Raw genomic sequence first — 24065 nt, forward strand, 5'->3', positions numbered from 1 at the left:
TATCTGTACAGATGTTATTTTTATTCAGAGAAAAAGGGGCAAATAATGGGTCTCATCCGTTCCGGAGTTCCGACGCTCGTGAGCGCTGCCGTCGTCGGCACCTTGCTCGTCACGTCGTGCAGCACCCCGTCAGGCACGGCGACCGCGGGCGACGGTCTGGTCCTCGCCGACGGCTACGAACTTGGCGGATACAACCCCGTCGCGGGCTTCGGTGCGGCCGGCGAAGCCAAGATGTACGACGGTTTGGTGCGCCTCACCGGCGGTGACGGAATGCCTGGTTTCGAACCGGCGCTGGCCACGTCGATCCCCACTGCCAACGCCGACGCCACCCTCTGGACCGTCACTCTCCGCGCCGGTGTGACCTTCTCCGACGGTTCCACTTTTGACGCCGCCGATGTGGTTGCCACTTACAAGGCGATCCTCGATCCGGCATCGGCGTCCGAGGCGAAGTCGTCGTTCGACATGATCAGCGATGTCGTAGCGCTGGACCAGAACACCGTCGAGTTCCACCTCGCCTACTCCTACGCCCCGCTACTCAGCAAAATGCTGATCGGCATCGTGCCGTCGGAGTCCGTGGCGACACCCGCTCTGGCGGCCGAGTCGACGCTCAACACCGAACCCATCGGAACCGGGCCGTACGCCCTTGTCGATCTGTCACCCGACCGCGCGGTGTTTGCGGCCAACGAGAACTACTGGGACGGCGCACCGGAAATCAAGAAGCTCACGCTGCTCTACGTTCCGGACGACAACACCCGGGCGCAGCGGATGGCCTCGGGCGAGATAGACGGCACCAATCTCCCGCCGCTGCTTGCCAATACGTTCGAATCTCGGGACGGGATGTCGGTGACGGCACATCAGTCCGCGGACTGGCGTGGTGTTTCGCTGCCCACCGACAATCCGGTTACCGGTGACCCGGCGATGCGCATGGCGCTCAATCTTGCCGCCAACCGGCAGTCCATGATCGACAACGTTCTCGGTGGGCACGGCCGTGTTGCCGCCACGCCGATTCCCGAAGTCTATGGCGCTTCCTACAACCCGGATGCCACATTTGCGTACGATCCGGCCAAGGCCGAGCAGATCCTCACCGATGCCGGTTGGATCGAAGGCAGTGACGGGATTCGTTCGAAAGACGGTCGACGTGCGCAGTTCACGATCATGTACAACTCCGTGGACACGGTTCGTCGAGACCTGGCCCAGGCCTTTGCATCCGACGCACTCGGGATCGGCGTCGAAGTTGATCTCGAAGCGCTGTCCTGGGATCGCATCGACCCGCGAATCAATCGGGACTCCACGCTGCTCGGCGGCGGCGACGAACCGTTCGATCCCGATACCCAGGCCTACGACGCACTGAATTCCGCGTCCATCGCTCCCGGTGTCGGCAGCATCTACGACAATCCCAGCGATTACTCGAATCAAGTTGTCGACGCCGGCCTCGATGTCGGTCGCCGAAGCCTCGACCAAGCGACCCGCGATGCCGCGTACCGAGACGTCCAGCAGGCTTACGTCGATGATCCCGGTTACGTCTACCTGGTGTTCCTCGATCACACGTACGTGTCGAAAGATTCCGATTGGGCGATGTCCGGTCCGGTGCTCGAACCGCACGCGCACGGAGTGACCTGGGGTCCGTGGTGGTCATTGCAGACGTGGACGCAAGAACAATGACAGCGCTCGACGTACGAGCCGGCGCCATAACGTCGGACCCGCCGCGATCGCACGACGCTCGCCGACGGTCCATCCTCTTCATGGTCGGGCGCCGGATGCTGTTCATCGTCCCGGTGATCATCGTCGTGTCCGCCGGTTTGTTTGCCGCCGCGGCAATTTCGCCGTTCGATCCGCTCGTCGGCTATCTGGGCACGCGGTACATGACGACCAGCGAAGCGGACAAGGCCCTGATCGCCGCGCAGATGGGTTTCGACAACCCCTGGTACAGCACGTACTGGACGTGGTTACGGGGAGTGGTGACCGGCGATCTGGGGATATCCCGTTCCTTCAATCAGCCGGTTACCCAGGTCATCTCCGAACGTCTGCCGTGGACGCTACTCCTGGTGGGAACCAGCCTGGTGATCGCGATTCTCGCGTCGCTGGTTCTGGGGGTGCTCGCGGGAATCCGCAAGGGTGGGTTCCTGGACAGAACCATGTCCGGGCTGTGCGTCGTCGTGCAAGGACTTCCACCGTTTGTTCTCTCGCTCGGCGCCATCGCGCTCTTCGCGCTGACTCTCGGTTGGCTACCCGTGGCCGGGTTGACCGACGGCGGTGCCGATCCCACACCGGGGCAGGTCATTCGGCACCTGATTCTCCCGGTCGCTGTCCTCGCGATCTCGCAAATGCCGTGGCTACTTCTCGCAGTGCGCGAATCCGTCGTCGGATCCACTGGTGAAGGATTTGTCGCCGGCGCGGTGGCGCGCGGAATACCGGCGTCCACCATTACGAAACGTCATATCGTGCCGACGTCACTTGCGCCGTTTGTCAACATCATCGGAGTCCGATTGCCCGAACTGGTCGTCGGTGCGGTACTGGTGGAAGAAGTGTTCAGTTGGCCGGGAATTGCGGGTGCCATCGTCTCCTCCGCCCGGGACCTCGACATGGCGTTGCTCGCGTTCCTCACGGTCGGAACAACTCTGACGGTCATGCTCGGATCGCTTCTCGCCGATGTTGTTGTTGCCCTCCTCGACCCGAGGGTGAGCACAGATGGCTAAGCACCGCTTCTCAATCGCCGTCGGTGTACTGATCCTCGTCGCGCTCTACGCGGGCTTGGTTCCGTGGATCGCCGACGTCGACGATCGTGTCACCGACTTCGCGCAGGCCCGGACGGCTCCGTCGCTCGCGCATCCCTTCGGTACCGACTCGGCCGGGCGAGAGTTGTTTGTTCGGGTCGCTGCCGGTATCCGGACGTCGTTGCTGATCGCTATCGCCTGCGCACTGCTGTCCACGGTGATCGGGGTGGTGGTAGGCACCACTGCCGGGCTCCTCGGCGGCTGGGTGGATCGAATTGTCATGCGCGGCACCGACGCGGTGAACGCTCTGCCTCACTTGTTGCTCGGCATCGTCATCGTGGCCATGTTCCGCGGAAGCATCATCGCCATCGTGCTCTCGATCGCACTCACACACTGGACCCAGGTGGCCCGCATCATCCGCGGCGAGATCCTGAATCTGCGTGACCGCCCGTACATCGACGCCGCCGTCCTCGCCGGAGCCAGCCGTCGACACGTGATCACGCGCCACCTCGTTCCGGCTGCTGCGCCGCAGGCCTTGATTGCGGTAGTCCTGTTGCTGCCGCACGCCGTGTGGCACGAGTCCACACTCTCGTTCCTCGGATTCGGCTTGCCGCCCCACAAGCCCAGTCTGGGAACACTTCTGGAAGAGGCTCGCAGTTCTCTGCTGCTCGGTGGTTGGTGGACGCTGGTGTTTCCCGCAGCTGTCCTGGTGATCACAACCGTCGCGGTGGCGGTGGCCGGTTCGGCATTGCGTTCCGCACTCGCGCCGCCTCGACCATCGGAGCTACGACTGTGAATACCGGCCTTCGGATCGACGGTCTCACCGTCCGGATTCCGCTACCCGACGGCTCGGTTGTGCACGCTGCCAGCGACATCGACCTCGCAGTGCCGCCCGGGACTGTCACAGCGCTCGTCGGTGAATCCGGCTGCGGCAAGTCCATCATCGCAACATCGGTGATGAACATGCTGCCGCCTGGCACTCGCCGCACCGGCACGATCACCGTCGACGGTATCGACGTGTTTTCCGGTACGCCTTTCCGTGGCAGCCACGCAGCGCTCGTACCACAATCTGCCGCAACATATCTCACTCCTGTTCGGACGGCACGATCACAGCTGCAGGAAACAATCGACGCACTCGGCACCACCCACACCTGCGACGGCTTGGCCACTCGAGTGGGTCTCGAACCTTCCGCCCTCGACTGCTACCCGCACGAATTGTCGGGTGGCATGGCGCAGCGGGTCGCCATTGCCGGTGCGTTGGCCGGAGACCCGTCGGTGATCGTGGCCGACGAGCCGACCGCCAACCTGGATCGCGCGCTCACCGATCATGTCCTCGGCCTGCTACGAGACTGCGCCGACGCGGGTGCCGCGGTTCTGCTGATCACCCACGATCTTGCGTCGTTGACCCGCGTTGCGATCGCAGACAGGTTGGCCGTCATGTACGCCTCGCGCATCATGGAGACTGGTCCGGCTGCGCAGGTTCTGCAGGACCCGCTTCACGACTACACCCGAGACCTGCTCGGAGCCTTGCCGTCTCGCGGGCTCAATCCGATCCCCGGATCACCGCCTCAATTGACGAATCTTCCGGACGAGTGCGTCTACTACCTGCGCCGACCCGAGTCCATACAATCCGGTGGACCGACCGAACTGGTCACGTTCGGAGAACGCACGTACCGAACCCGTCGGGAGGTGAGTGCACGATGAGTTTGCGCGCCCTGGAAGTCAGCGGTGGCTACGAGCGTGGGCGTCCCGTCCTCGAGAATGTCTCCCTCGAGATCCCGGCCGGCCATCTGATCGGGTTGACCGGGCCGTCCGGAACCGGAAAATCGACGCTGGCAAGGATTCTCGCGTCGCTGGATGTGCCGTGGTCCGGCGAAGTACAGATCGACGGTTCTCCCGTCACCGGAACCAAGTTCGGTGTTCCCGCTGCGCTCAGAGGAGCGGTGTCCATGCTCTTCCAATCACCCCGCGCCGCAACTGATCCCCGGCACACTCTGGCACGGATCATCGGTCAGCCCGCCGACATCGCAGGCCGCGCCGTCGACATCGAAGCACTGGCAGCAGAAGTGGGACTCACACCCGACTTGCTGACGCGTCGACCGCATCAGGTCAGTGACGGCCAGCTTCAACGCGCCGCGCTGGCGAGATCATTGGCGCAGCAACCTCGTTACCTTATCTGCGACGAAGCCACCGCGATGCTCGATGCCGCTACCACCGCCACCCTCGTTCGGTTGATCGAGCGTCGATCGACCGATCACGGCATCGGGGTGCTGCTCATCAGCCATGATCGCGACCTGCTCGATGCGTGCTGCACACGCGTACACGAACTCGACGACATCCGAGCGGGCTAGGCGCTGCTCTTTCCGTAGCTTTCGCGGACCCCGACCTCCATGGGGAATCGAACAACCGTGTCGCCGAACAGCAGTCGAGTTGCCGATGCCGCCGCAGCCAAGACGTGAGCTGTGCCGGACTCGGGGTTTCGCGTGTGCACCACAACCTCGTCGTGCTGGAAGAACACCAACTCGCCATCCGGATCCGCGGCGAGGCGTCGACGCAGGTCCGCTAGGAGGCACAGAGCCCATTCCGACGCCGTCGCCTGCACCACGAAGTTGCGGGTGAAGCGTCCGCGAGCGTGAGCGTCGCCGTGTGAATAGAAATCGGGAGACGGCGGGGGACACGCTCGGCCGAGCAGAGAGTGCACTACCTCGCCGCGCTCGCCGGCTTTGGCTGCCTGCTCGACGTACTCGACCGCTACGGGGAAACGCTTGCGCAGCAACGTGAGTAGCGCTTTGGCTTCACCGGCGGTGGCGCCGTAGAGCACGCCGAGGATGGCAACTTTGGCTTTGGCGCGGTCGCCGCCAAATGCTTCGGCGCCCACGAGGGCGTACAGATCGTCATCACCGGCTGCTGCCATCATGCGACGGTCGCGTGACATGGCGGCCAGAATCCGGGGCTCGAGCTGACCGGCGTCCGCCACCACAAATACATGCCCGGGATCGGCAACAACGCTCGAGCGCATGGTTTTCGGAATCTGCAGGGCGCCGCCGCCTCGGCTTGCCCACCGGCCCGAGACAACACCGCCGGGAACGTAGATGGGGCGGAAGCGATCGCCGCGCACCCAACTGTCCATCCACTGCCAACCATTGGTGCTGTACAACTTGGCGAGTTCGCGGTGACGCAAGAGCAACGGTACCGCCGGGTGATCAACTTCCTGCAGAAACCACTTGCGCGTCGACCGAAGTTCGATGCCCTGGCGCCCGAATGCCTCGGTGATCTCGACGGACGATGCAGGGTTCACCGTGCGCCCGAACGCGTCGCTGATCTGGGTGGCAAGTTCCTGCATGCGAACGGGGAGGTCGTACCCCGTTGGCCGGGGGCCAAGTCTCTCCTCGAGAAGTTCGCGGTGCTTCTGCGTGGAGAACGGCAAACCGGTGTGCGTCATTTCAGCTGCGCTGAGCGCGCCCGCTGATTCTGCGGCAATCAGAAGATCCAGGCGTGCGTCGGCACCGATGACGGCGCGTTGCTCCGCGAACTCGGCAACAACACCGTCAGGATCGAGGACGGGAGCGGTGTCGAACAAGCCGAGACGGTCGTCGTCGGACTCCTCGGCCGGTGGTGACGGCTGACCCGCGCGCATGCTCAGGATCGCGCGGGTCAGTGAAATATCGTGGCAGCGCTGGACGTGGACCCCGGCGCGCAGCAACATCGGGTAGACCGACGCTGTGCTCGGCCAGACCCACCGTGGATGCTCGGCACTCTCGATAGCCTGGACCGCGGCTATCAGATCGGGATATTCGACGCGGTCGCCGACGGCAGTCCCATCGGGGTCGGTGCGAACAACCGTCGCGGTGACTGCTCCCGTGGACGTCGTACTACCGGGAACCAGGACAACTCTCACTGCTCCAGTGTGACGGTTGGGTCCGACATCGACGATGCAATCAACCCGAGTGAATCAAAATCAACCGTTGACGAACCGAATCTGCTGACCAGGGCGAGCTTGGCCGAGTCGGTCGATATCGGCGTCGGCCACAACACCTACAACGGGATATCCGCCGGTGATGGGATGATCTGCCAGGAAGATGACGGGTTGGCCGCTGGGCGGAACTTGAATCGAACCGAGTGCAACGCCTTCTGTAGGCAGTTCATGTCCGTCTGCCCGCTGCAGGAGTTCGTCATTGCTGACACGATCGAGGCGGGCACCGATGCGATCGGAGTCCGTGGAGATTGACCAGCGCCCCTGCGTCAGGGTTTCCGGATTGGCAAAACGATCCGCGCGCGGCCCGAAGATCACCCGAATGTCGAGTGTTCCGTTCGAAACCGGTTGAACAGGTGCCACGTCCACGAGCGGAAATGCGACTGGAGTGGGCCCGATCGAAAGCACGTCGTTGGGCTTGAGGGGCGCCGGTCCGATCCCGGAAAGTGTGTCGGTACTGCGTGATCCGAGGATCTTGGGCACTGCGATTCCGCCCCGGACGGTCAGGTACGTCCGCAGCCCGCTGGGTGCAAAGTCCAAGCGGACTACCTGACCAGGGCCCGCGACGACGACGCTCGAATGCCCGACAGGGACGCCGTCGAGGTATGCCTGCGCTGGGGCTCCGGTGAAGGCCAGGGTGATCTGCTGGTGCGTGCGAAGACTCAGGCCACCCATCAGAATTTCCACTCCGGCAGCGTTTTCGGAGTTGCCGACAAGTCGATTGCCGAGGCGCAATGATCGTCTGTCGGCAGCACCGGACACGCCGACGCCGGAGCGCAGATGACCAGTTCGACCGAGGTCCTGGATCAAGCTCAGCGGACCGGTTTCGAGTATCTCCACCCCGGTCATCGCTTGTCCTCGTTCACGAATCGCACCCGACGCCCGGGCTGTACGGCGGCGGGCGGTGTTAAGTCCAAGTCCCACATCACGGCGTCTGTACTGCCGATGATCTGCCAGCCGCCCGGGGAGGCTCGTGGGTACACCGCGCTGTATCCGCCGGCCAGGGCAACGGCGCCGGCTGGCACCGCGGTGCGTGACTGGGCACGGCGCGGGACGTCGAGTCGAGCGTCGCCGGACGTCAGATAGGCAAATCCCGGCGCAAATCCGATGAAGGCGCAGCGCCATACTGCAGAGGTGTGAGCTGAAATGACCTCGGCGCGGCTCATTTTCAAGATCCTTGCTACGTCGTCGAGGTCTGGTCCGTCGTAGCGGACATTGACGGTGAAGGGAGTATCGTCGCCGCGCTCGTCCGGAATTGCCTCGGACATGGTGCGCGCCAATTCGTTCAGTTCATGGAGCACCGCAGTCACATGTGCCGTGGGCCTGCAGATCACGAGAACCGTGCGTGCTGCGGGCAGGAAATCCTCCACTCCTGCGGGAGTGTTGCGCGTGAGGGCATGGGTGAATGCCAGAACATCGGCCTCGGTGTCGAGGTCCACCAGAAGCGCGTGCTCACCGGCCGGGAGGATAGTCGGGCGACTCATGCGAACGACTCCACCCGAATGCGGGAGTTGATCAGGCCGGCCCTGATGGAGTTGGCCATGGCAACGGCGCCCGGCGAATCACCGTGAACACAAATGCTTTTCACCGACATCGGGATGGCGATCCCGTCGGAGGTGAGTACAGTTCCGCTGCCGGCCAAGTCGATCGCCTGTGCGGTCGCTGCGTCCGGATCGGAGATGACCGCACCAGGTTCACTACGCGGGGTCAGCGTCCCGAACCGGGTGTACGTGCGATCGGCGAATCCCTCGGCGACAAAGTCGACGCCGTGTGCTTCCGCAGCTTTCTGCAGATGAGACTGTGGTGGTCCCAGCAGCGCAAGGCGATTCGAGAATTCGGTCATGGCGGTCACGATAGCGTCGGCGAGTTCGGGACTCTTCGATGCGGAGTGATAGAGCGCGCCGTGGGGCTTGACGTAAGTGACGGAAGACCCCGCGGAGTGAGCGAATCCTGCCAGTGCGCCGACCTGATAGAGAGTTTCGTCCAACAGATCACCTGGTGTGATGTCGATGTGCCGTCGGCCGAATCCGACCAGATCCCGAAAACCGATGTGCGCTCCGATGGACACCGAATGTTCGACCGCCATCTCGCAGGTCCGTCGCATGGTGGCCGCATCGCCGGCATGGAATCCGCACGCGATATTGGCGCTCGTCACGATGTCGAGGAGCGCCGCGTCGTCGCCCATACGCCAGTCTCCGAAGCTTTCTCCGAGATCACAATTGAGGTCGATGTTCATGCCAGATCCAGGGTGTAATCGCTGTCCGGGGCGTCTGTGACCAGCATATGCCCCGGAGCGTGGGTGATGGCGAACGGGAGTTTCGACGCCATGACCGCAGCTTGCGGAGTGACGCCGCAGGCCCAGAACATCGGTACGTCGCCCGGTTGGAGTTCCACAGCGTCGCCGAAGTCCGGACGGCTCAGGTCGGCGATGCCGAGTTCGGCTGGATCCCCGATGTGGATGGGTGCACCGTGCACCGCGGGCATGCGCGCGGTGATGGAGCGGGCCTGTTCGACCTGGGCTGCGGGGACGGGACGCATGGACACCACAGTCGGCCCGCTGACCCGTCCGGCAGGTCGGCACTCGCGATTTGTGATGTACATCGGGACGTTTCGGTTCTGCTCGACATGGCGAAGGGGAATCCCGGCCGCCATCAGAGGGTGCTCGAAGGTGAAGCTGCAGCCGATGTGAAATGCCACCAGATCGTCGCGCCAGTACTGCGTCGCATCCGGACTCTCAGTGGTCAGCTCGCCGTCGACCCACACGCGATAGAGCGGGAAATCCGTCCTGATGTCTGCTCCGGGAGCGAGAATCGTCGTGAACTCCCCGGCGTCGGTGACGTCGAGTACCGGGCAGGGCTTGGGGTTCCGCTGCGTGAAGAGCAGAACGTCGTATGCCCAGTCCTTGGGGACCGCAATGAGATTGGTCTGGGCGAAGCCCGGTGCGATTCCCGACGTGGGGAATACGTCTCCGGCTCTGAATCCCGCCCGAGCCGAGCGTGGATCCGGGTTGGTGCGATTCTCGATCATGGTGAAATCCAATCCTCTTCCTCGAATGACGCCGATCAGTTCGAAAACACAGATCAGTTGAGTTGGCGTCCCAGGGTTTCGGGTAGTCCGAATAGTGCCAGAACAGCGATGCCGTAGCCGATGGCACCGAAGATCATGGCGCCGCCGATGCCCAGGCTGCTGGCTGCGAGGAAACCGACGATGGCGGGGAACACCGCACCGACTGCGCGACCGAAGTTGTAGGTGAAGCCCTGGCCGGTACCGCGGTGCGCGGTCGGGTAGAGCTCCGAGAGGAACGAACCGAATCCGCTGAAGATCGCCGACGTGCAGAAGCCAAGCGGGAATCCGAGAATCATGATGAGGGTGTTGGCGCCGTCGGGGACCTGCGTGTAAAGCACCATGAACACGGCCGACAAGGTGGCGAACAACTGCATAGTCCGCTTGCGGCCGAGCTTGTCGGTGAGGATGCCGCCGCTGACATAGCCGAGGAACGCGCCACTGATGAGGATCGCGAGATAGCCGCCGGTGCCCACGACGTCGAGGCCGCGTGAGTTCTTCAGGTAGGTCGGAAGCCACGACGCGAGGGTGTAGTAACCGCCCTGGACTCCGGTGGCGAGAAGCGAAGCGAACAGCGTGGTCTTGAGCATCGGCCCGCGGAAGATGGCGACGAAAGAACCCCTGTCGGCTTTCTTCTCACGCTTCTCTGTGATTTCTTCCGGGTCCTTCAGGTTGCGACGCACCCAGATGATGAGGAATGCGGGGATGACACCGGTCCAGAACAGAACGCGCCACGCGATATCGGGATCGAAGAGTTGGAAGACGATCGTGTAGATGATGACCGACAAGCCCCAGCCCACTGCCCAGGCGCTCTGGACGAATGCGACTGCTCGGCCGCGGTACTCGGGCTTTGCGTATTCGGCCACCAGAATTGCGCCGGCTGCCCATTCGCCGCCGAAGCCGAGACCCTGGAACGCGCGGAAGATGAGCAGCGTCTCGAAGTTGGGTGCAAAGCCGCACAGGACCGTGAAGATCGTGTAGGTCGCGACCGTCACCTGCAGGGTGCGGACACGTCCGATGCGGTCCACCAGGATGCCGGCGAGGACGCCGCCGAGTGCGGAGACCACCAACGTGACAGTGGTCAGCAGACCGGCCTGTCCCGTCGTGATCGAGAAGTACGCGGCAATCGCGGCCAATCCGAGGGGGAGTACCTGGAAGTCGTAGGAGTCGAGGCCGTAGCCGCCGAAAGCGCCGACGAATGCCTTCTTGCCCTTCGGTCCAAGCGTGCGGAACCAGTCGAACGGGCGCGGAGGGGCACCTTCGGTTTGAATCGGAACGGTCATCGGTACCTCGCGTGAAGATGGAATGTCAGGACCCCCAACGTACAAAATCGTTCAACGATCCTGCAATCCCATGATGCGATAATTAATGTGCCGGAAACTTTTTGGGGGCGGCCGCGAGCCGGCCGGGCGCTCCGCTCTCACTATGATGAGGGCAGCGACAAACCACTAGGAGTGCACTTGACCAGCCTGAATCCTCCGAAAGAGGATGCTCACGCCGCGTTGGCCGCCCATCGAGGGCTTCTCGAGCGCACCAGCCGAACAGCGCGAGTCGCGGGGATTCTGCGCGAGCTGATCATCGACGGAAGCTTTCGTCCGGGCGCACGGCTGTCCGAGCCCGACATCTGCGCCGCGTTGGATGTCTCCCGAAATACCGTGCGCGAGGCGTTCCAGATCCTCATCGAAGACCGGTTGGTTTCACACGAACTCAACCGTGGCGTATTCGTTCGCGTCCCGTCGGCTGACGACATCGCCGAGTTGTACATCTGCCGTCGGGTGGTCGAGTCGGCGGGAGTGCGAGACTTCGATCCGGAAACAGGCAATCTCGGTGACGTCGCCGCCGCACTCGAGCTCGCGGAAGAGCGTCTGGCCGCCGATGACTGGACCGGGGTGGGAACAGCCGACATTCATTTCCATCGCGCTATCGCTGGTTTGAGCAACAGCAGCAGAATCGACGAACTGATGGGCGGCGTGTGGAACGAACTGCGTCTGGTCTTTCACGTCATGGACGACGCGCACCGATTCCACTCGCCGTACCTCGCTCGGAATCACGAGATACACAGCGCGTTGAAAGCCGGTGACAATGCGACGGCGGTCGAATTGTTGCAGCGGTATCTGTACGACGCGCGCGATCAGATCCTGGCCGACTATCCGGCCGCCGTCGAAAAGTTGTCAGGTCGAGCGTAAAGCGATCGGTTCTTCTATTTCTTGGACACGCGGATCAATTTCTTGTTGGCAAATTCGTCCATACCCCAAGGGCCGAGCTCGCGTCCCACTCCGGAACGCTTGACTCCGCCGAAGGGAAGGCCGGGCAGTGTGGTGCCGTGTTCGTTGACAAAGGCCATTCCGACGTCGAGATCGGCGGCGACCGCACGCGCAGCGTCCAGGTCTGTACTCCAGACGGATCCGCTCAACCCGTACACCGACGAATTGGCAAGATCGACGGCATCTTTCGCTGACTTCACCTTGTACACCACGCCGGCCGGCCCGAAGAGTTCTTCGCTGTAGGCACGCATCTCCGGGGTGACATCCGTGAGCAAAGTCGGTTGGACGTAGGCGCCGGGTCGGTCGATCTTCGCACCGCCGGTCAGGAGTGTTGCGCCCTTGTCGACGGCGTCTTGGACCTGCTCGAGCAATGTATCTGCTGCGCTCTGGGACGACAGCGGTCCGAGGACCGTATCCGCTTCCAGTGGATCACCGGCCGTGACGGACTGGAACGACGCGGTCAATTTCCGAGTGAAATCGTCGTAGAAGTCCTCGACGACGATGAATCGTTTGGCCGCGTTGCACGCCTGACCGGCGTTGGACAGGCGAGCCTTGGCTGCCGCCTTGACGGTGGCGTCCATGTCGTCGGAGTCGAGGACGATGAACACGTCCGAACCACCGAGTTCCAGTACCACCTTCTTGAGGTTGCGCCCCGCCGTTTCCGCAACGCTGGTCCCGGCGCGTTCGCTGCCGGTCAACGAGACACCTTGCACACGGGGGTCCGCGATCATGTCGGCGATCTGCTCGTTGCTCGCAAAAACGTTGACGTACGCATCCTCGGGCAGCCCCGCCTGCTGCAGAATCTCCTCCATCAGCAGCGCCGACTGGGGACAGTTGGACGCGTGTTTGAGGATGACGGTGTTCCCGAGCATGAGATTTGGCGCCGCAAATCGGGCGACCTGGTAGTAAGGATAGTTCCACGGCATGACGCCGACGAGTGCCCCGATCGGGCGTCGGTACACCACGGATTCTTCGGCACCGGGAACATCGAGTCGTTCTTCTGCGAGCAACGCCGGTCCGTGATCGGCGTACCACTGGTAGATCGCAGCGGACAGTTGTACCTCGCCCTTGGCTTCGCGAACGGGTTTGCCCATTTCCAGCGCGATCATGCGTGCCAGTTCATCGGCGCGTTCGTTGTACAGTTCGGCGGTTCTGGTCAGTATCTGCGCGCGTTGTGTCGGCGTGCTCTTTCGCCAGTTCAGATAGCCGTTATGAGCCTTTTCCAGTGCGGCTTCCACTCCGGCGTCATCCAAAGTATCGAATTCCCTGACGGTTTCACCTGTCGCGGGATTGACTGTTTTGTAATTGGCCATAGTTGTTCAACGTCCGAGACTCCTCGAGGATTCCGAGATCTTCACATCGAAAGTTAATCCGTTCAACGGGTTTCAGGGAAATCTCGACCGGGTACACTCGGCCGTTTGTCCGAAACTGGCATCAAGCAGGATCGGTCGCAGCGACGTACGGGCGCTCGAGCGAGTAGCGATCGGTAGGGTATTGCCCCGGCGCCCTTGCCGAGCCCGACGATTTCGGAGTGACCGTTGACGAACGTGCTGATAGTTGTACTGATACTTGTTGTGATCGCGGCAGTGGCCTTCGTGGTTCTGCGTGGTCGTAAGAGCGCGCCGGTGGGGCGTGTAGACCCGCTTGCGGACTATCCGGAGGTATACGACCCCCATAAGATCGGTGTCGGCGACATCGTCACCTACGCGGGGATCGATCACGTTGTTCGCGGGACCATCACCCTCGACGAGGAGGGGTACCTCTGGCGCGAGCACCTTCTCGACGGTTCGACCGGCCGCCGCTGGCTGACCGTCGAAGACGACGAGGGTGAACTCGAGATGACACTGTGGATGCGGCGCGAGGGCACCAACCTCGAACCGAGTGGCGACGTCATTCTCGACGACAAGGTACACCGCAAGATCGAAAGCGGAACGGCACGGTTCACTGCCGAGGGCACCACAGGCACCGCACCGTCGGGCGTGATGGACTACGCCGACTATGCAACTGCCGACAAGACCGGGCTCATTGCTTTCGAGAAGTGGGCTCGGGGCCAGTCGTGGGAGGTTTCCACCGGCCGCGCAGTCACCCGTGCAGAGTTGACTGTCATACATTCCGGCCCGCCGCAGTGAGCGTGCATCTCCTCGACGTGGAGCCCACCGACGTGGATGCGTCTGCGCTGGGCCTTGTGGTGGACGCACCTGCGCCACCGGCTTTGGCCCAGCTTGTCATCGAAACAGATGACGGGGCTCTGATTTTGGGAGTGCTGGGGGCATCGCATGTGGTGACAGCCCGCGCGGGTGGTGAAACATTGACCGAGCAGGTGTCCTGCGATGCGCTCGCAGCTGGTGGCGATCCGCTGCCTGGTGCCGAAGTTCTCGGACCGTATCGTTTCGAATCTTCCACGCAGACTCTCGATCGAGCCGAGTTCGTCGCCGAGGCTGCCCGATTGAAAGTGCAGGCAGCGGCGGATGGTTGGATCTGCGGATCTTTTCCCGGGGACGACACCGCTGTCACGGTGTTGTTCGGCAGCAGTAGGGGGAACGGATGGGCTTGGCAGAGTTGGCATTTGTACCCAGGGGAGGGGACTGGAGTGATTGTGAAGACTAGAAGTAGGTGGCATCCGTGATCGGCAGGAAATGGGTTGTTCCCGTCATGATTGCCATGGCGTGTGTGCTGTCGTCGTGCGGCAACGCGGTCAAGGACTTCATTGCGGACAACTATTCCAAGAGTTCTCAAGTCGGCGACGTCGCCATGTATTCGTCGAAAGATCCTGTCGGTACGACGGTGTCGCGGATCGTCGACGCGGAAGAACCTGCGGCCCGCAGTGCCGACGGCGGCAACGAGTACCTGCGCTACGACGACGACATCGTCACCGTCAGCGCGGCTGCCGGAGGAAGCACGATCAAGGTCGAAGACATCAACGGCACGTACCGCAGCGGCGGATATGCCTATCTGGGGCCAGGATTCAATCCTGGGTCACCGGCCGGTGGAGGCAGCGGCAGCGGTGGATCGGGAAGTGCCAAATGACCATATCGAGTGACAATCGGACCAAACTCAGGAGAACTTCGTGAACGTCAACCTTGCTTCTGAACTTGTGGAAATCGGCACCGTTGACCTAGCTCTGCTGGTCGGTGGGATACTGGGGACCCTGGCGTACTTCGTCGTCGGAGTTGCAGTTCTGGCTACCGGATTTCTGGTTCTCGATCTCATGACACCGGGCAATCTCCGCCACCAGGTGTACGTCGACAAGAATCCCAATGCGGCAATTCTTCTGGGCGCCAACCATCTTGCGCTTGCCATCATCGTCGTGACCGCCATTCTCACCAGCTCCGACGGATTTGCCCAGGGACTTGCGGATTCAGCCGTGTACGGTCTGTTCGCAATTGTTCTTCAGGCCATTGCACTGCGACTGATGAACGCGTTTCTGCCGGGTAAGTTGGTTGCGCTGGTGCAGGATCCGAAGATGTGCGGTGCGGCCTGGGCGGTGGGCGTGACCCTGCTGTCCATCGGCTTGGTGAACGCCGCTGCTCTCACCTGATGACCGTCACCGATTCGCAGGCTGTGCTCACTGCCCGGGCGCGGGTGCTGCTCCTTGTCGCCGTCGCTGCCTGCGCTGCCTGCGGACTGATCTACGAGTTGGCGCTGCTCACTCTGTCGGTCAGTCTCACCGGCGGCGGAATCACGCAGACGTCACTGATCGTGGCCGGATTTGTTGCTGCGCTCGGCATCGGTGCCCTCGCCGCCAAACCGTTATTGGGGCACGCTGCTATTTCCTTTGTGACAGTAGAGATTCTGCTCGGCATCATCGGTGGATTCAGCGCCGTCACGCTCTACGTCACCTTCACGTTCTTCGGTTCCAGTGCCGCAGTTCTTGTTGCTGCCACGGCACTGATCGGCATTCTCGTGGGTGCGGAAGTCCCGCTGCTGATGACGTTGCTGCAATCCGGACGCACCGACAACGACGCACAAAGTGCCGGCAAAGTGCTCGCCAATCTCAATGCAGCGGACTACTTGGGTGCGCTGATCGGCGGGTTGCTCTGGCCGTTTGTCTTGTTGCCGTGGGTCGGGATGATCCGAGGCGCAGCAATTACCGGCATGATCAACCTCGTCGCCGCGGCTGTGGTTGCCTTGATTCTGCTGCGGTGGCAGCTCAGCCTGCGTGCTCGACTGATTGCTGTTGTGGCAATGCTGTTGGCCGCGAGCCTGATCGGATGGTTGTTGATCGCCGCCTCGGACATCGAAACCACGGCCCGCCAGCGCCTGTATACGGACCCCGTTGTCGCGGCATCGCGATCGCAGTATCAAGAAATTGTTGTCACAGAACGTAAGAACGACGTCCGGCTCTTCCTCGACGGTGATCTCCAATTCTCGAGCGTCGACGAACATCGCTACACGGAGTCTCTGGTGTATCCGGCGCTCACCAACAATCCACAACGGGTATTGATCTTGGGCGGGGGAGACGGACTTGCAGCACGGGAAGTGTTGCGGATGCCCAGTATTGCGGAAATTGTGCAGGTGGAGCTCGATCCTGCCGTCATCGAGCTGGCGAACACTCGACTGCGATCGTTGAACGGAGGCGCACTCGAAGACTCGCGAGTGCACGTTGTCCTCGACGACGCATTTCGGTGGTTGCGTGAGACGCCTCAACCCGGCTTCGACTCCGTGATCGTCGATCTTCCTGATCCTGATACCCCGGCACTGGGCAGGCTCTATTCGATGGAGTTCTACGGCCTGGCCGCGGCAGTGCTCAATCCGGGCGGATTGATGGTCGTCCAGTCCGGCAGTCCGTATTCGACGCCCGATGCCTACTGGCGAACAGTGTCGACGGTGTCCGCCGTCGGTCTCGGGGTCTCCCCGTACCACGTGTTCGTTCCCAGTTTTGGTGACTGGGGATACGTACTCGCCCAAGTAGGCGGAGCGCCACCGGAATTGCGTCTGCCTGACGGCACTCCGGAATTGCGCTTTCTCGACGAACCCACATTGGCGTCGGCCGCGGTCTTCCCGCGGGACCGTCCACGCCGCGACATGGAACCGTCGACGCTTGACCAGCCTCGGATAGTAGATGATATGCGCAAGGGCTATGAGCGCTAACTAACCGAGAGGACCCACGTGCTGGATGCGCTAGGTCAATCATTGCCCATTGCAGTCGGCTTGGCGGTTGTGTCCGTGCCGATGGCGGTTGTGGTTCTCATGCTGGTCACCGCGGGCGCACGACGCTCGGTTGCGGCATTCCTTCTCGGCTGGGTCGTGGGCATCGGAACAGTTGTGGCACTGACTATCGCTTTTGTCGACACCGCTGTGCCCGAAACCGAGACCACGCAGTGGGCAAGTATCGCTCGGATTGTGCTCGGATTCGTTCTGTTCGGACTTGCGTTCAAACAGTGGCGATCCCGGCCGCGAGGCGACGCTGAAGCTGTGCAGCCGAAGTGGATGTCGAGCGTCAGTTCGCTCAGCCCGCTGAAATCCCTGGGGATCGCGTTGCTCTCAGCGGCGAATCCCAAGAATGCTGCCCTTGCGGTCGCGGGAGGCGCTGCCATCGCCGCTGGAACCAACGTCGTGCCAGAGCAAGCCATCGCCGCCGTTGTGTTCACGATCGTCGCGAGCATCGCCGTAGCTGCACCGGTTGTGGTCAACCTCGTTTTCGGCGAGGGTGCCGCGTCGATGCTCGACTCGGCAAAGTCGTGGATGGCCGCCAACAACGCCGTCATGATGACGGCGATCTTGACTCTGCTCGGCGCGATGGTGCTGGGTGAAGGGGTCAGTGGGCTCGGCTAGTCGAGGCAGGTAGGCCAGCCCCCGCGCTCGCCTACTATTGGGTGGTGAACGAAGTCGACGACAATGCCCTCGCTACTGCTGCGATGACGGCTCTGCGTGAGCGCGGTCCGCTCAGTCTCGAAGAATGGGCGCAGTGCGTCAGTGAGTTCGGCTCGCCGTCCGACATTGCCGACGTGCTCGAGTACCTCGATGATCCGATGATCGGATACCTCCCCGGCGGTAGGTATGTCGCTCTCGACGAGCTACTCGAAGGGTTGGTGTTCACGCACAGGCTCAGCGAAATCGAGATCGCGTCCGAGGTGATCGAGGCGACGCCTGATCTCGAACCGGTGCTGCGTTTCGCGTCGAGCATCGACGGCGAAGTTCGGGTTGTCGAGGCAGAGTTCGAACAAGACTTGTTGCGAGAGCGCGGAATCGACGCCACTCTCAGTCGCCGTGTTGTTGCCTTGCCCCGCGGGACTTTGGCCAACTTCGCCGCTGGTGATCTGATCGCGATTGCCGTCGAAGACGGTGAGCTGACGGTGTGGCAGGCGGATGTCGAGGACGAGCCGGATCTGGCGCCGGCACTCGAGAAGATATTCGCCGAAAACGGAGTGGAAGCGCTCGAGGCGGTGGGCTGGCAACTTGCTGTCGAGAACTCGTCGTTGTTCACTGTTCCCAGCACTCCGGTGGGCGAGATGTTTGCGGCGGCAGGATACGAGCATCAGCGAGAACTCCTTGCACGCAACGGATTCGACTTTGCTGCCTATTCAGTCCAGCTTCATACCGCGGAGATTGCGTCGACCTACGATCTCACGCACGACGAAGCTGTAGCTGTTGTAGCTTTTGTCGACCTGGCTCAGCGGGGCTATGTCGACGCCGAGATCGAGAATCTCGACCTTCGTGACTGGGCTCGTCGACATATCGGGGTCGTTCCTGATTCGTTTGCCGCGCTTGCGGATGCAGGCGCGGCTGTGGCGGCTTTCGATCTGGGGTTCCGGAATCAGGACCCCACCGCGGACATGATCCTCGAAGCTCTTGGCGGAGAACTGGCCGAACGCGGTCCCAAGGCGGTCAGGCCCGCGGCACACTGGTTGGCAGGTAAGGCAGCAGATCGTCTCGGACGCGTACTCGACGCGGAAGCGCACTACGAGAAGGCGCTGGAATGGGAAGCTGATTGGGGTCCGGCACTTTTCGAGTTGGCCCAGTTTGCGGCCGACCGGAGCGACGCAACCCGAGCACTGTCTTTGCTGGGCAGGATTGACGGTGGATCCGAGGAAACCCTGTACGAAGTGTTGCAGGAGTTCATTCCGGTAGAGCATCCCGAGCTGGGACGAAACGACAAGTGCTGGTGTGGATCCGGCCGAAAATACAAGGTCTGTCACCTGGGGAAGGTTGACGAGTCGGTTCGAGAAGACGGCCGCTGGCTCTACAAGAAGGCGTGTATGTTCGCGTTTTCCTCCGAATTTGCCGACATGGTGGTTGAGTTCGACGATCTTGTCGCTCCCGACAGCGATGGCGATGATCGAAGCATTTTCGACGGGCCGGCCTTGGACATCGCGCTGTTCGAGGGCGGAATCTTCGCGCAGTTCATCACCCGCCGCGAAAATTTACTCACCGAACATGAGGTGGCGACGGCACATCAATGGCTCGACGTCGAGCGTTCCGTGTTCGAGGTCGTTGAGATGAACACGCTGCTCGATCGCCGGACCGGCGACACGGTGACTGTGAGCGGTGCCGCCGATCTCGAGCCCGGTGATCTGCTGTGCGCCCGCCTTCTGCCTGCAGGTTCGAGCGCCCAGGTTGTCGGCAGCGTCATCGTGCCTTCCGAGTTGCAGGCCGCCAATGTGCTCCAGGTGCTAGGGCAGGACAGTCACGATGTCGCCGAGCTGATCAGAGTGCTGAGCTGAGGGCGTCGGCGCTGGTCGATGCGGAATACTCGTCCCGGGGCCTACCCGATAAAGTTGGATAGGTGAGCGAACCTATGGACCCCAATGACTTGATCGCCGAAGCTGCGATGGAGTTGTTGCGCGAACATGGCCCCCAGACCGCTGCTGACTGGGGAAACTTGCTGGCTGACGCCGGCCATGGAACCCCAGACGACATGACGGAGTTCGTGGAATACGTCGAGGATCCGCTGCTCGGCTATTTGACCGGGGCCCGCTATGCCGCGCTCGACACATTGTTCGAGCACCGGATACTCACACATCGCCTCACCGAAGCCGAGATCAGCTCTGGCGTTCTCGACGCAAACCCTGATCTCATGGTCTTGCGTGTTTTTCTCGACAGCTTCGATGACACCGAGGATCGGGAGATTCGCGTGGTACATCGGGGGCTCGACGACGCGGCCCTGGCCGAACGCGGAATCGACGACCCGACGTTCCCCGCAGACGAAGGCTTTCTGCTTGCCCCCGACGCATTGTCGGAATGCTCGGCGGGCGATCTGATCGGGCTGTTCGTCGCAGATCGTGAGCTGACGCTCTGCACCGTCGCCGACGTAGTGGATCCGACACCCGGTTTTGCGGACGCGCTCTCGAACATCCTCACCGACACCGGCGCCGAAACACTCGACGCGATTGTGTGGCAGTTGATGCTCGAGGAACCGACACTGTTCCGGCAGCCCGCAGCTCCACTGGGGGAACTGCTCGAATCGGCCGGCTATGTTCGCGACGGCGATTACGTCGCGATCGAAGGGTTCGATTTCGAGGCGTTCCACTTGGCGAACCGCGCGCGGATGCTCGAGATTCGCGACAACCTGCACCCCGACGAGGCAGCTGCGGTTATCGCGCTGGTCGATCTGGTGTCGGCTGCGCATCTCGAATTCCCGGAAGACACGTCGGAAATCGGCGACTGGGCGCGTGCACAGATCGCGGAGAATCCGCAGATCTATGTGGCAGTTGCCGAACCGCCGGCAGCTGCTGCGGCACTTGAATTGTTGTCCGAACTCGACGACCACGACGAGATCTTGCACGCGGTGGCTACGGCGCTGGCTGACAAGGGACCGCGCCGGGTAAAGCCTGCCGCGTACTGGCTCGCAGGTAAGGCGGCGGATCGTCTCGGCAAGATCATTGTGGCCGAGGCCTACTACGAGAGCGCGCTCGATCGCGATCCCGATTGGGTACCGGCGATTTTCGAGCTTGCGTTGCTCGCGGCGGATCGGAGCGACGCAACGCGGGCGCTTGCATTGTTGGGTCGGATCGAAGGCGGAGAGTCGGAGATTCTGCACGACGTGCTCGCGCGGTATGCGCCTGCGGAACATCCTGAACTGGGACGTAATGACAAGTGCTGGTGTGGATCCGGGCGCAAGTACAAGGTCTGCCATCTGGGTAAGTCGGAGATCACCTTCGACGATCGGGCAAATTGGTTGTACATCAAGGCGCAACTCTTCTCCCGCAGCCCCGAGTACTTCGACGTTGTCTTCGACCTCGCCGAGATTCGCGCCCAGCATTGGGATGACGACGACGCGTTGACTCGAGCACTCGAGGGCGGATTAGCCGTTGACACAGCACTTTTCGACAGCAACATCTTCAGAGTGTTTGTCGAGCGGCGAGGTGAACTGCTGCCGGCCGACGAACTGGAACTGGCGCAGCAGTGGTTGCAGGTACCGCAGTCGGTGTACGAGGTTGCGTCGACGGTGCCCGGTACGTCACTGACGCTGCGCGATGTCCGAACCGACGTGGCGTACGACGTCGCGGACGAATGGGGAAGTCTGAACCTCGAAGCTGGTTCGTTGGTCTGTGCGCGGGTGTTGTCCGCAGGCAGCGCGATGCGCACCTTCGGCGGAATCGAACCGATCACAGCTGCCGACAAAGACGGACTGATTGCCTTGCTCGATTCACCGGACACGGAGCCATGGCAGTTAGTTGAGTTCCTGAGTGCTCGGTTCGCTTAAGCTGCGCCCGTGCGCCTTTCCGGTAGCGGCGACTACCGGAAAGGCGCACAGGGGCTTTGCCCCTAAGGTGTGACCTGAGCCAGCATCATCTGCTCGAAGCTGTCACCGTACGGCGGCAACATGCCCCACTCGCCGCGCGGATCATGTTCTGCCGCTTCGAGAACCGTGCGTGCGTGGCTGAACTCGAGGAATCCTTCGCGGCCGTGGTAGTGGCCGATTCCGGAGGCTCCGACACCGCCGAACGGTGCGTCGGAGAGGCCGGGGTGTGCCATCGCGTCGTTGATCGTGACACCGCCGGAATTGGTGCGCTCGAGGACCGATTCCTTCTCGTCGAGATCGGTACCGAAGTAGTACAGCGCCAACGGCTTCGGGCGCGAGTTGATGTCAGCGACAACGGCGTCCATCTCGTCGTAAGGCAAGATCACGACGGCCGGTCCGAAGATTTCTTCCTTCATGATCTCGGCGTCCGCCGGGGGATCGACGACCATCCGCAGTGGGCGACGACGCGTGTCGGCCGAGAGTTCTTCGTCGGGAACGGTGATGATGCGGGCGCCGCGATCGGCAGCATCGGCGATGTATCCCTCGATGCGGGCGAGATGACGATCGTTGACGATGGAGACCATGTCGGTGTTGTCGGCGACGGTGGGGAAGAGGCCGGTGAACGAATTGGCGAACGCGGTGATGAAGCGTTCGATGCCTTCACGCGGAACGTAGATCAGGTCGGGAGAGACGCAGAGCTGACCGCCGTTGGTGGACTTCGCAATAGCCAATCGGTGTGCAGCTTCGCCGAAGTCTGCGCTCTTGCCCAGGACGCTCGGCGATTTTCCACCCAGTTCGAGCGTGACCGGGACGAGGTTCTTCGCGGCGTTGGCCATCACCAGCTTGCCGACGGACGTGCTTCCGGTAAAGACCAAGTGATCGAAGGGTAGTGACGTGAGATTGTCGGCAACATCGGGTCCGCCTGTGACGACGGCGATTTCGAGTGGATCAAGGGTGCGCGCCGCGGCGTCGGCCAGGACGGCAGCGGTGTGCGGCACGATTTCGGAGGGCTTCAGAACGGCACGGTTGCCGGCACCGAGTGCGCAGGCGAGGGGGCTCAAGAGCGTGAAGAGGGGTGCGTTCCAGGTGCCGATGATGCCGATGGAACCCTTGGGCTGGTACGCGACGTAAGCCTTGGCGCCCAGCTGATCCTGGACGGCCCCGGTGGAGCGGGGAGAGCGAACCATCCAGTCTTCGAGGGAATCTCGAACGTGCTTGAGTGAAACCATCGATCCGAGAACGTCATTCATGACCGAGTAGGCCGGGAGGCGTCCACCGAAGTCTTCGTTCATGGCTTCGGTCAGATCTTTGTGGTTCGCCACGAGAAGGTCGATCACCTGTTGGATGCGCCGGCGACGTTCCTCTGCAGTCGGCGCTCCCACGGCGCGGGTGGCGTCCTGTTGCGCCTGCAGGATCTGCGCAAGGTCGGTGGTGATGATGGCGTCGGTGCTCATGGGCACTCCTCGTAGTGGCGAAGTATTAACTGAAAAGGTATCGACGCTTCGGTAGGAGTTGCCCGTTTCGTCTCGTTGACCGGGACGGATTCGATTGGTAGAGAGGACGCATGTCGAAGACGCAGATAAACGAGAGCGCGGTAGCTACATCGGTCGACGAGTCGACGGGCATCGGATTTCTGACGCTCGATCAGCCGCAGCGGCGCAATCCGCTTTCGGCGCAGACCATGCGTGAGGTGACCACGGGCCTTCGGGAACTCTCCGCAGACCCGCGAGTCCGCATCGTTGTCGTGCGAGCCGAGGGGCCGGTGTTCTCAGCTGGTCACGATCTGACGGAGATGATCGGCCGCACCCTCGATGACGAGCGCGCGATTTTCGATGGCTGCACCGAGATGATGGAGACGGTCCAGCAGATTGCCCAGCCGGTGATCGCTGCGGTTCAGGGTCCGGCAATCGCAGCGGGATGCCAGTTGGCGGCGTCGTGCGATCTTGTGGTGGCGGCGTCGAATGCTGTTTTCGGTACTCCCGGAGTGAAGATCGGGTTGTTCTGCTCCACGCCGATGGTGGCCCTGAGCAGGGCAGTGGGCAGAAAACGGTCGATGCAGATGCTGCTGACGGGCCAAACCATCGATGCTGAGACGGCGGCAGATTGGGGTCTGGTGAACTTCGTGGTCGAGCCGGCTGACCTCGACCGGGAAGTGCGCGACTTGGCTGCGAAGATCACGACCGCCAGCCCGCTGACGGTTCGGATCGGTAAGCAGGCGTTCTATCGGCAGATCGATCTGCCCCAGGCGCAGGCGTATGAAGCGATGGCCGAAACGATGGCCACCAATGCCGTGACCTGCGACGCTCAGGAAGGTATGCAGGCGTTTGTGGATAAGCGGGCGCCGCAGTGGCAAAACAAGTGAACTA

The 24065-nt window shown here is 62.2% G+C and carries 23 protein-coding genes; 15 read left to right on the top strand and 8 right to left on the bottom strand.

Annotation, left to right across the window (positions count from 1 at the left end):
- The first annotated feature begins 45 nt into the window (after positions 1–45).
- Genes V2B23_RS06755 through V2B23_RS06775 form a run of 5 tightly spaced genes read left to right on the top strand, consistent with a single transcriptional unit; the run spans position 46 to position 5065 of the window.
- A complete protein-coding gene (locus tag V2B23_RS06755; RefSeq protein WP_430949633.1) occupies positions 46–1662 on the top strand; it encodes an ABC transporter substrate-binding protein in 1617 nt (538 codons plus the stop codon).
- Entirely contained in the window at positions 1659–2696 is a 1038-nt protein-coding gene (locus tag V2B23_RS06760) for an ABC transporter permease (RefSeq protein WP_430949634.1), read from the top strand. The genes V2B23_RS06755 and V2B23_RS06760 overlap by 4 nt, the downstream gene beginning before the upstream one ends.
- Positions 2689–3510 carry an ABC transporter permease gene (locus V2B23_RS06765; protein WP_430949635.1) on the top strand — a complete coding sequence of 274 codons (822 nt, stop codon included), beginning with the start codon at positions 2689–2691 and terminating at the stop codon, positions 3508–3510. Before V2B23_RS06760 ends, V2B23_RS06765 begins: the two co-directional genes overlap by 8 nt.
- Positions 3507–4418 (top strand): oligopeptide/dipeptide ABC transporter ATP-binding protein, encoded by a 912-nt coding sequence (locus V2B23_RS06770; protein WP_430949636.1) that lies wholly within the window; start codon positions 3507–3509, stop codon positions 4416–4418. Before V2B23_RS06765 ends, V2B23_RS06770 begins: the two co-directional genes overlap by 4 nt.
- Positions 4415–5065 carry an ABC transporter ATP-binding protein gene (locus V2B23_RS06775; protein WP_430949637.1) on the top strand — a complete coding sequence of 217 codons (651 nt, stop codon included), beginning with the start codon at positions 4415–4417 and terminating at the stop codon, positions 5063–5065. The genes V2B23_RS06770 and V2B23_RS06775 overlap by 4 nt, the downstream gene beginning before the upstream one ends.
- Here the strand turns inward: V2B23_RS06775 and V2B23_RS06780 are convergent.
- Genes V2B23_RS06780 through V2B23_RS06805 form a run of 6 tightly spaced genes read right to left on the bottom strand, consistent with a single transcriptional unit; the run spans position 5062 to position 11033 of the window.
- Positions 5062–6612 carry a bifunctional 3'-5' exonuclease/DNA polymerase gene (locus V2B23_RS06780; RefSeq protein ID WP_430949638.1) on the bottom strand — a complete coding sequence of 517 codons (1551 nt, stop codon included), beginning with the start codon at positions 6610–6612 and terminating at the stop codon, positions 5062–5064. The two genes, V2B23_RS06775 and V2B23_RS06780, sit on opposite strands and share 4 nt — an antisense overlap.
- 60 nt (positions 6613–6672) lie before the next feature.
- The gene (locus V2B23_RS06785) at positions 6673–7536 is read right to left on the bottom strand and encodes a biotin-dependent carboxyltransferase family protein (protein ID WP_430949639.1); all 864 of its coding nucleotides are present in this window, start codon (positions 7534–7536) and stop codon (positions 6673–6675) included.
- Positions 7533–8171, bottom strand: a complete 639-nt coding sequence (locus V2B23_RS06790) for a 5-oxoprolinase subunit B family protein (protein ID WP_430949640.1) — start codon at positions 8169–8171, stop codon at positions 7533–7535. The genes V2B23_RS06785 and V2B23_RS06790 overlap by 4 nt, the downstream gene beginning before the upstream one ends.
- Positions 8168–8923, bottom strand: coding sequence for a LamB/YcsF family protein (locus tag V2B23_RS06795; RefSeq protein ID WP_430949641.1), 756 nt, complete (start codon positions 8921–8923; stop codon positions 8168–8170). Before V2B23_RS06795 ends, V2B23_RS06790 begins: the two co-directional genes overlap by 4 nt.
- Positions 8920–9714: a putative hydro-lyase gene (locus V2B23_RS06800; RefSeq protein ID WP_430949642.1), complete on the bottom strand. Its 795-nt coding sequence runs from the start codon at positions 9712–9714 to the stop codon at positions 8920–8922. The genes V2B23_RS06795 and V2B23_RS06800 overlap by 4 nt, the downstream gene beginning before the upstream one ends.
- Positions 9715–9767: 53 nt before the next feature.
- Positions 9768–11033: an MFS transporter gene (locus V2B23_RS06805; protein ID WP_430949643.1), complete on the bottom strand. Its 1266-nt coding sequence runs from the start codon at positions 11031–11033 to the stop codon at positions 9768–9770.
- Between the two features lie 171 nt (positions 11034–11204).
- On the opposite strand from V2B23_RS06805, the gene V2B23_RS06810 reads away from it, so the two are divergent.
- Positions 11205–11936: a GntR family transcriptional regulator gene (locus tag V2B23_RS06810; RefSeq protein ID WP_430949644.1), complete on the top strand. Its 732-nt coding sequence runs from the start codon at positions 11205–11207 to the stop codon at positions 11934–11936.
- 14 nt (positions 11937–11950) lie between these two features.
- On the opposite strand, the gene V2B23_RS06815 is transcribed toward V2B23_RS06810, so the two are convergent.
- Positions 11951–13327, bottom strand: a complete 1377-nt coding sequence (locus V2B23_RS06815) for an NAD-dependent succinate-semialdehyde dehydrogenase (RefSeq protein WP_430949645.1) — start codon at positions 13325–13327, stop codon at positions 11951–11953.
- 225 nt (positions 13328–13552) lie between these two features.
- Between V2B23_RS06815 and V2B23_RS06820 the strand changes: the two genes are divergently transcribed.
- The 8 genes from V2B23_RS06820 (at position 13553) to V2B23_RS06855 (ending at position 21660) form a co-directional block, all read left to right on the top strand.
- Positions 13553–14143: a DUF4178 domain-containing protein gene (locus V2B23_RS06820; protein WP_430949646.1), complete on the top strand. Its 591-nt coding sequence runs from the start codon at positions 13553–13555 to the stop codon at positions 14141–14143.
- The gene (locus tag V2B23_RS06825; RefSeq protein WP_430949647.1) at positions 14140–14640 is read left to right on the top strand and encodes a DUF2617 family protein; all 501 of its coding nucleotides are present in this window, start codon (positions 14140–14142) and stop codon (positions 14638–14640) included. The genes V2B23_RS06820 and V2B23_RS06825 overlap by 4 nt, the downstream gene beginning before the upstream one ends.
- A 35-nt stretch (positions 14641–14675) precedes the next feature.
- Positions 14676–15041: a DUF4247 domain-containing protein gene (locus V2B23_RS06830; protein WP_430949750.1), complete on the top strand. Its 366-nt coding sequence runs from the start codon at positions 14676–14678 to the stop codon at positions 15039–15041.
- Positions 15042–15081: 40 nt separating this feature from the next.
- Complete coding sequence (locus V2B23_RS06835; protein ID WP_430949648.1) at positions 15082–15552, top strand: DUF350 domain-containing protein; 471 nt, start codon at positions 15082–15084, stop codon at positions 15550–15552.
- Positions 15552–17105 carry a polyamine aminopropyltransferase gene (locus V2B23_RS06840; RefSeq protein WP_430949649.1) on the top strand — a complete coding sequence of 518 codons (1554 nt, stop codon included), beginning with the start codon at positions 15552–15554 and terminating at the stop codon, positions 17103–17105. Before V2B23_RS06835 ends, V2B23_RS06840 begins: the two co-directional genes overlap by 1 nt.
- An 18-nt stretch (positions 17106–17123) precedes the next feature.
- On the top strand, positions 17124–17789 hold the full coding sequence (locus V2B23_RS06845) for a GAP family protein (RefSeq protein WP_430949650.1): 666 nt from the start codon (positions 17124–17126) through the stop codon (positions 17787–17789).
- Positions 17790–17833: 44 nt separating this feature from the next.
- Positions 17834–19678, top strand: a complete 1845-nt coding sequence (locus V2B23_RS06850; RefSeq protein WP_430949651.1) for an SEC-C metal-binding domain-containing protein — start codon at positions 17834–17836, stop codon at positions 19676–19678.
- Positions 19679–19740: 62 nt separating this feature from the next.
- Positions 19741–21660, top strand: coding sequence for an SEC-C metal-binding domain-containing protein (locus V2B23_RS06855; protein ID WP_430949652.1), 1920 nt, complete (start codon positions 19741–19743; stop codon positions 21658–21660).
- Positions 21661–21722: 62 nt separating this feature from the next.
- Here the strand turns inward: V2B23_RS06855 and V2B23_RS06860 are convergent, their stop codons facing one another.
- The gene (locus tag V2B23_RS06860; RefSeq protein WP_430949653.1) at positions 21723–23153 is read right to left on the bottom strand and encodes an aldehyde dehydrogenase family protein; all 1431 of its coding nucleotides are present in this window, start codon (positions 23151–23153) and stop codon (positions 21723–21725) included.
- A gap of 110 nt (positions 23154–23263) precedes the next feature.
- Here V2B23_RS06860 and V2B23_RS06865 point away from each other — a divergent pair, with 110 nt between their 5' ends.
- Positions 23264–24061 (top strand): enoyl-CoA hydratase, encoded by a 798-nt coding sequence (locus tag V2B23_RS06865; protein WP_430949654.1) that lies wholly within the window; start codon positions 23264–23266, stop codon positions 24059–24061.
- Positions 24062–24065: the final 4 nt, after the last annotated feature.

The sequence above is a fragment of the Rhodococcus sp. 24CO genome (genome assembly GCF_050586165.1).
Lineage (GTDB): Bacteria > Actinomycetota > Actinomycetes > Mycobacteriales > Mycobacteriaceae > Rhodococcus_F.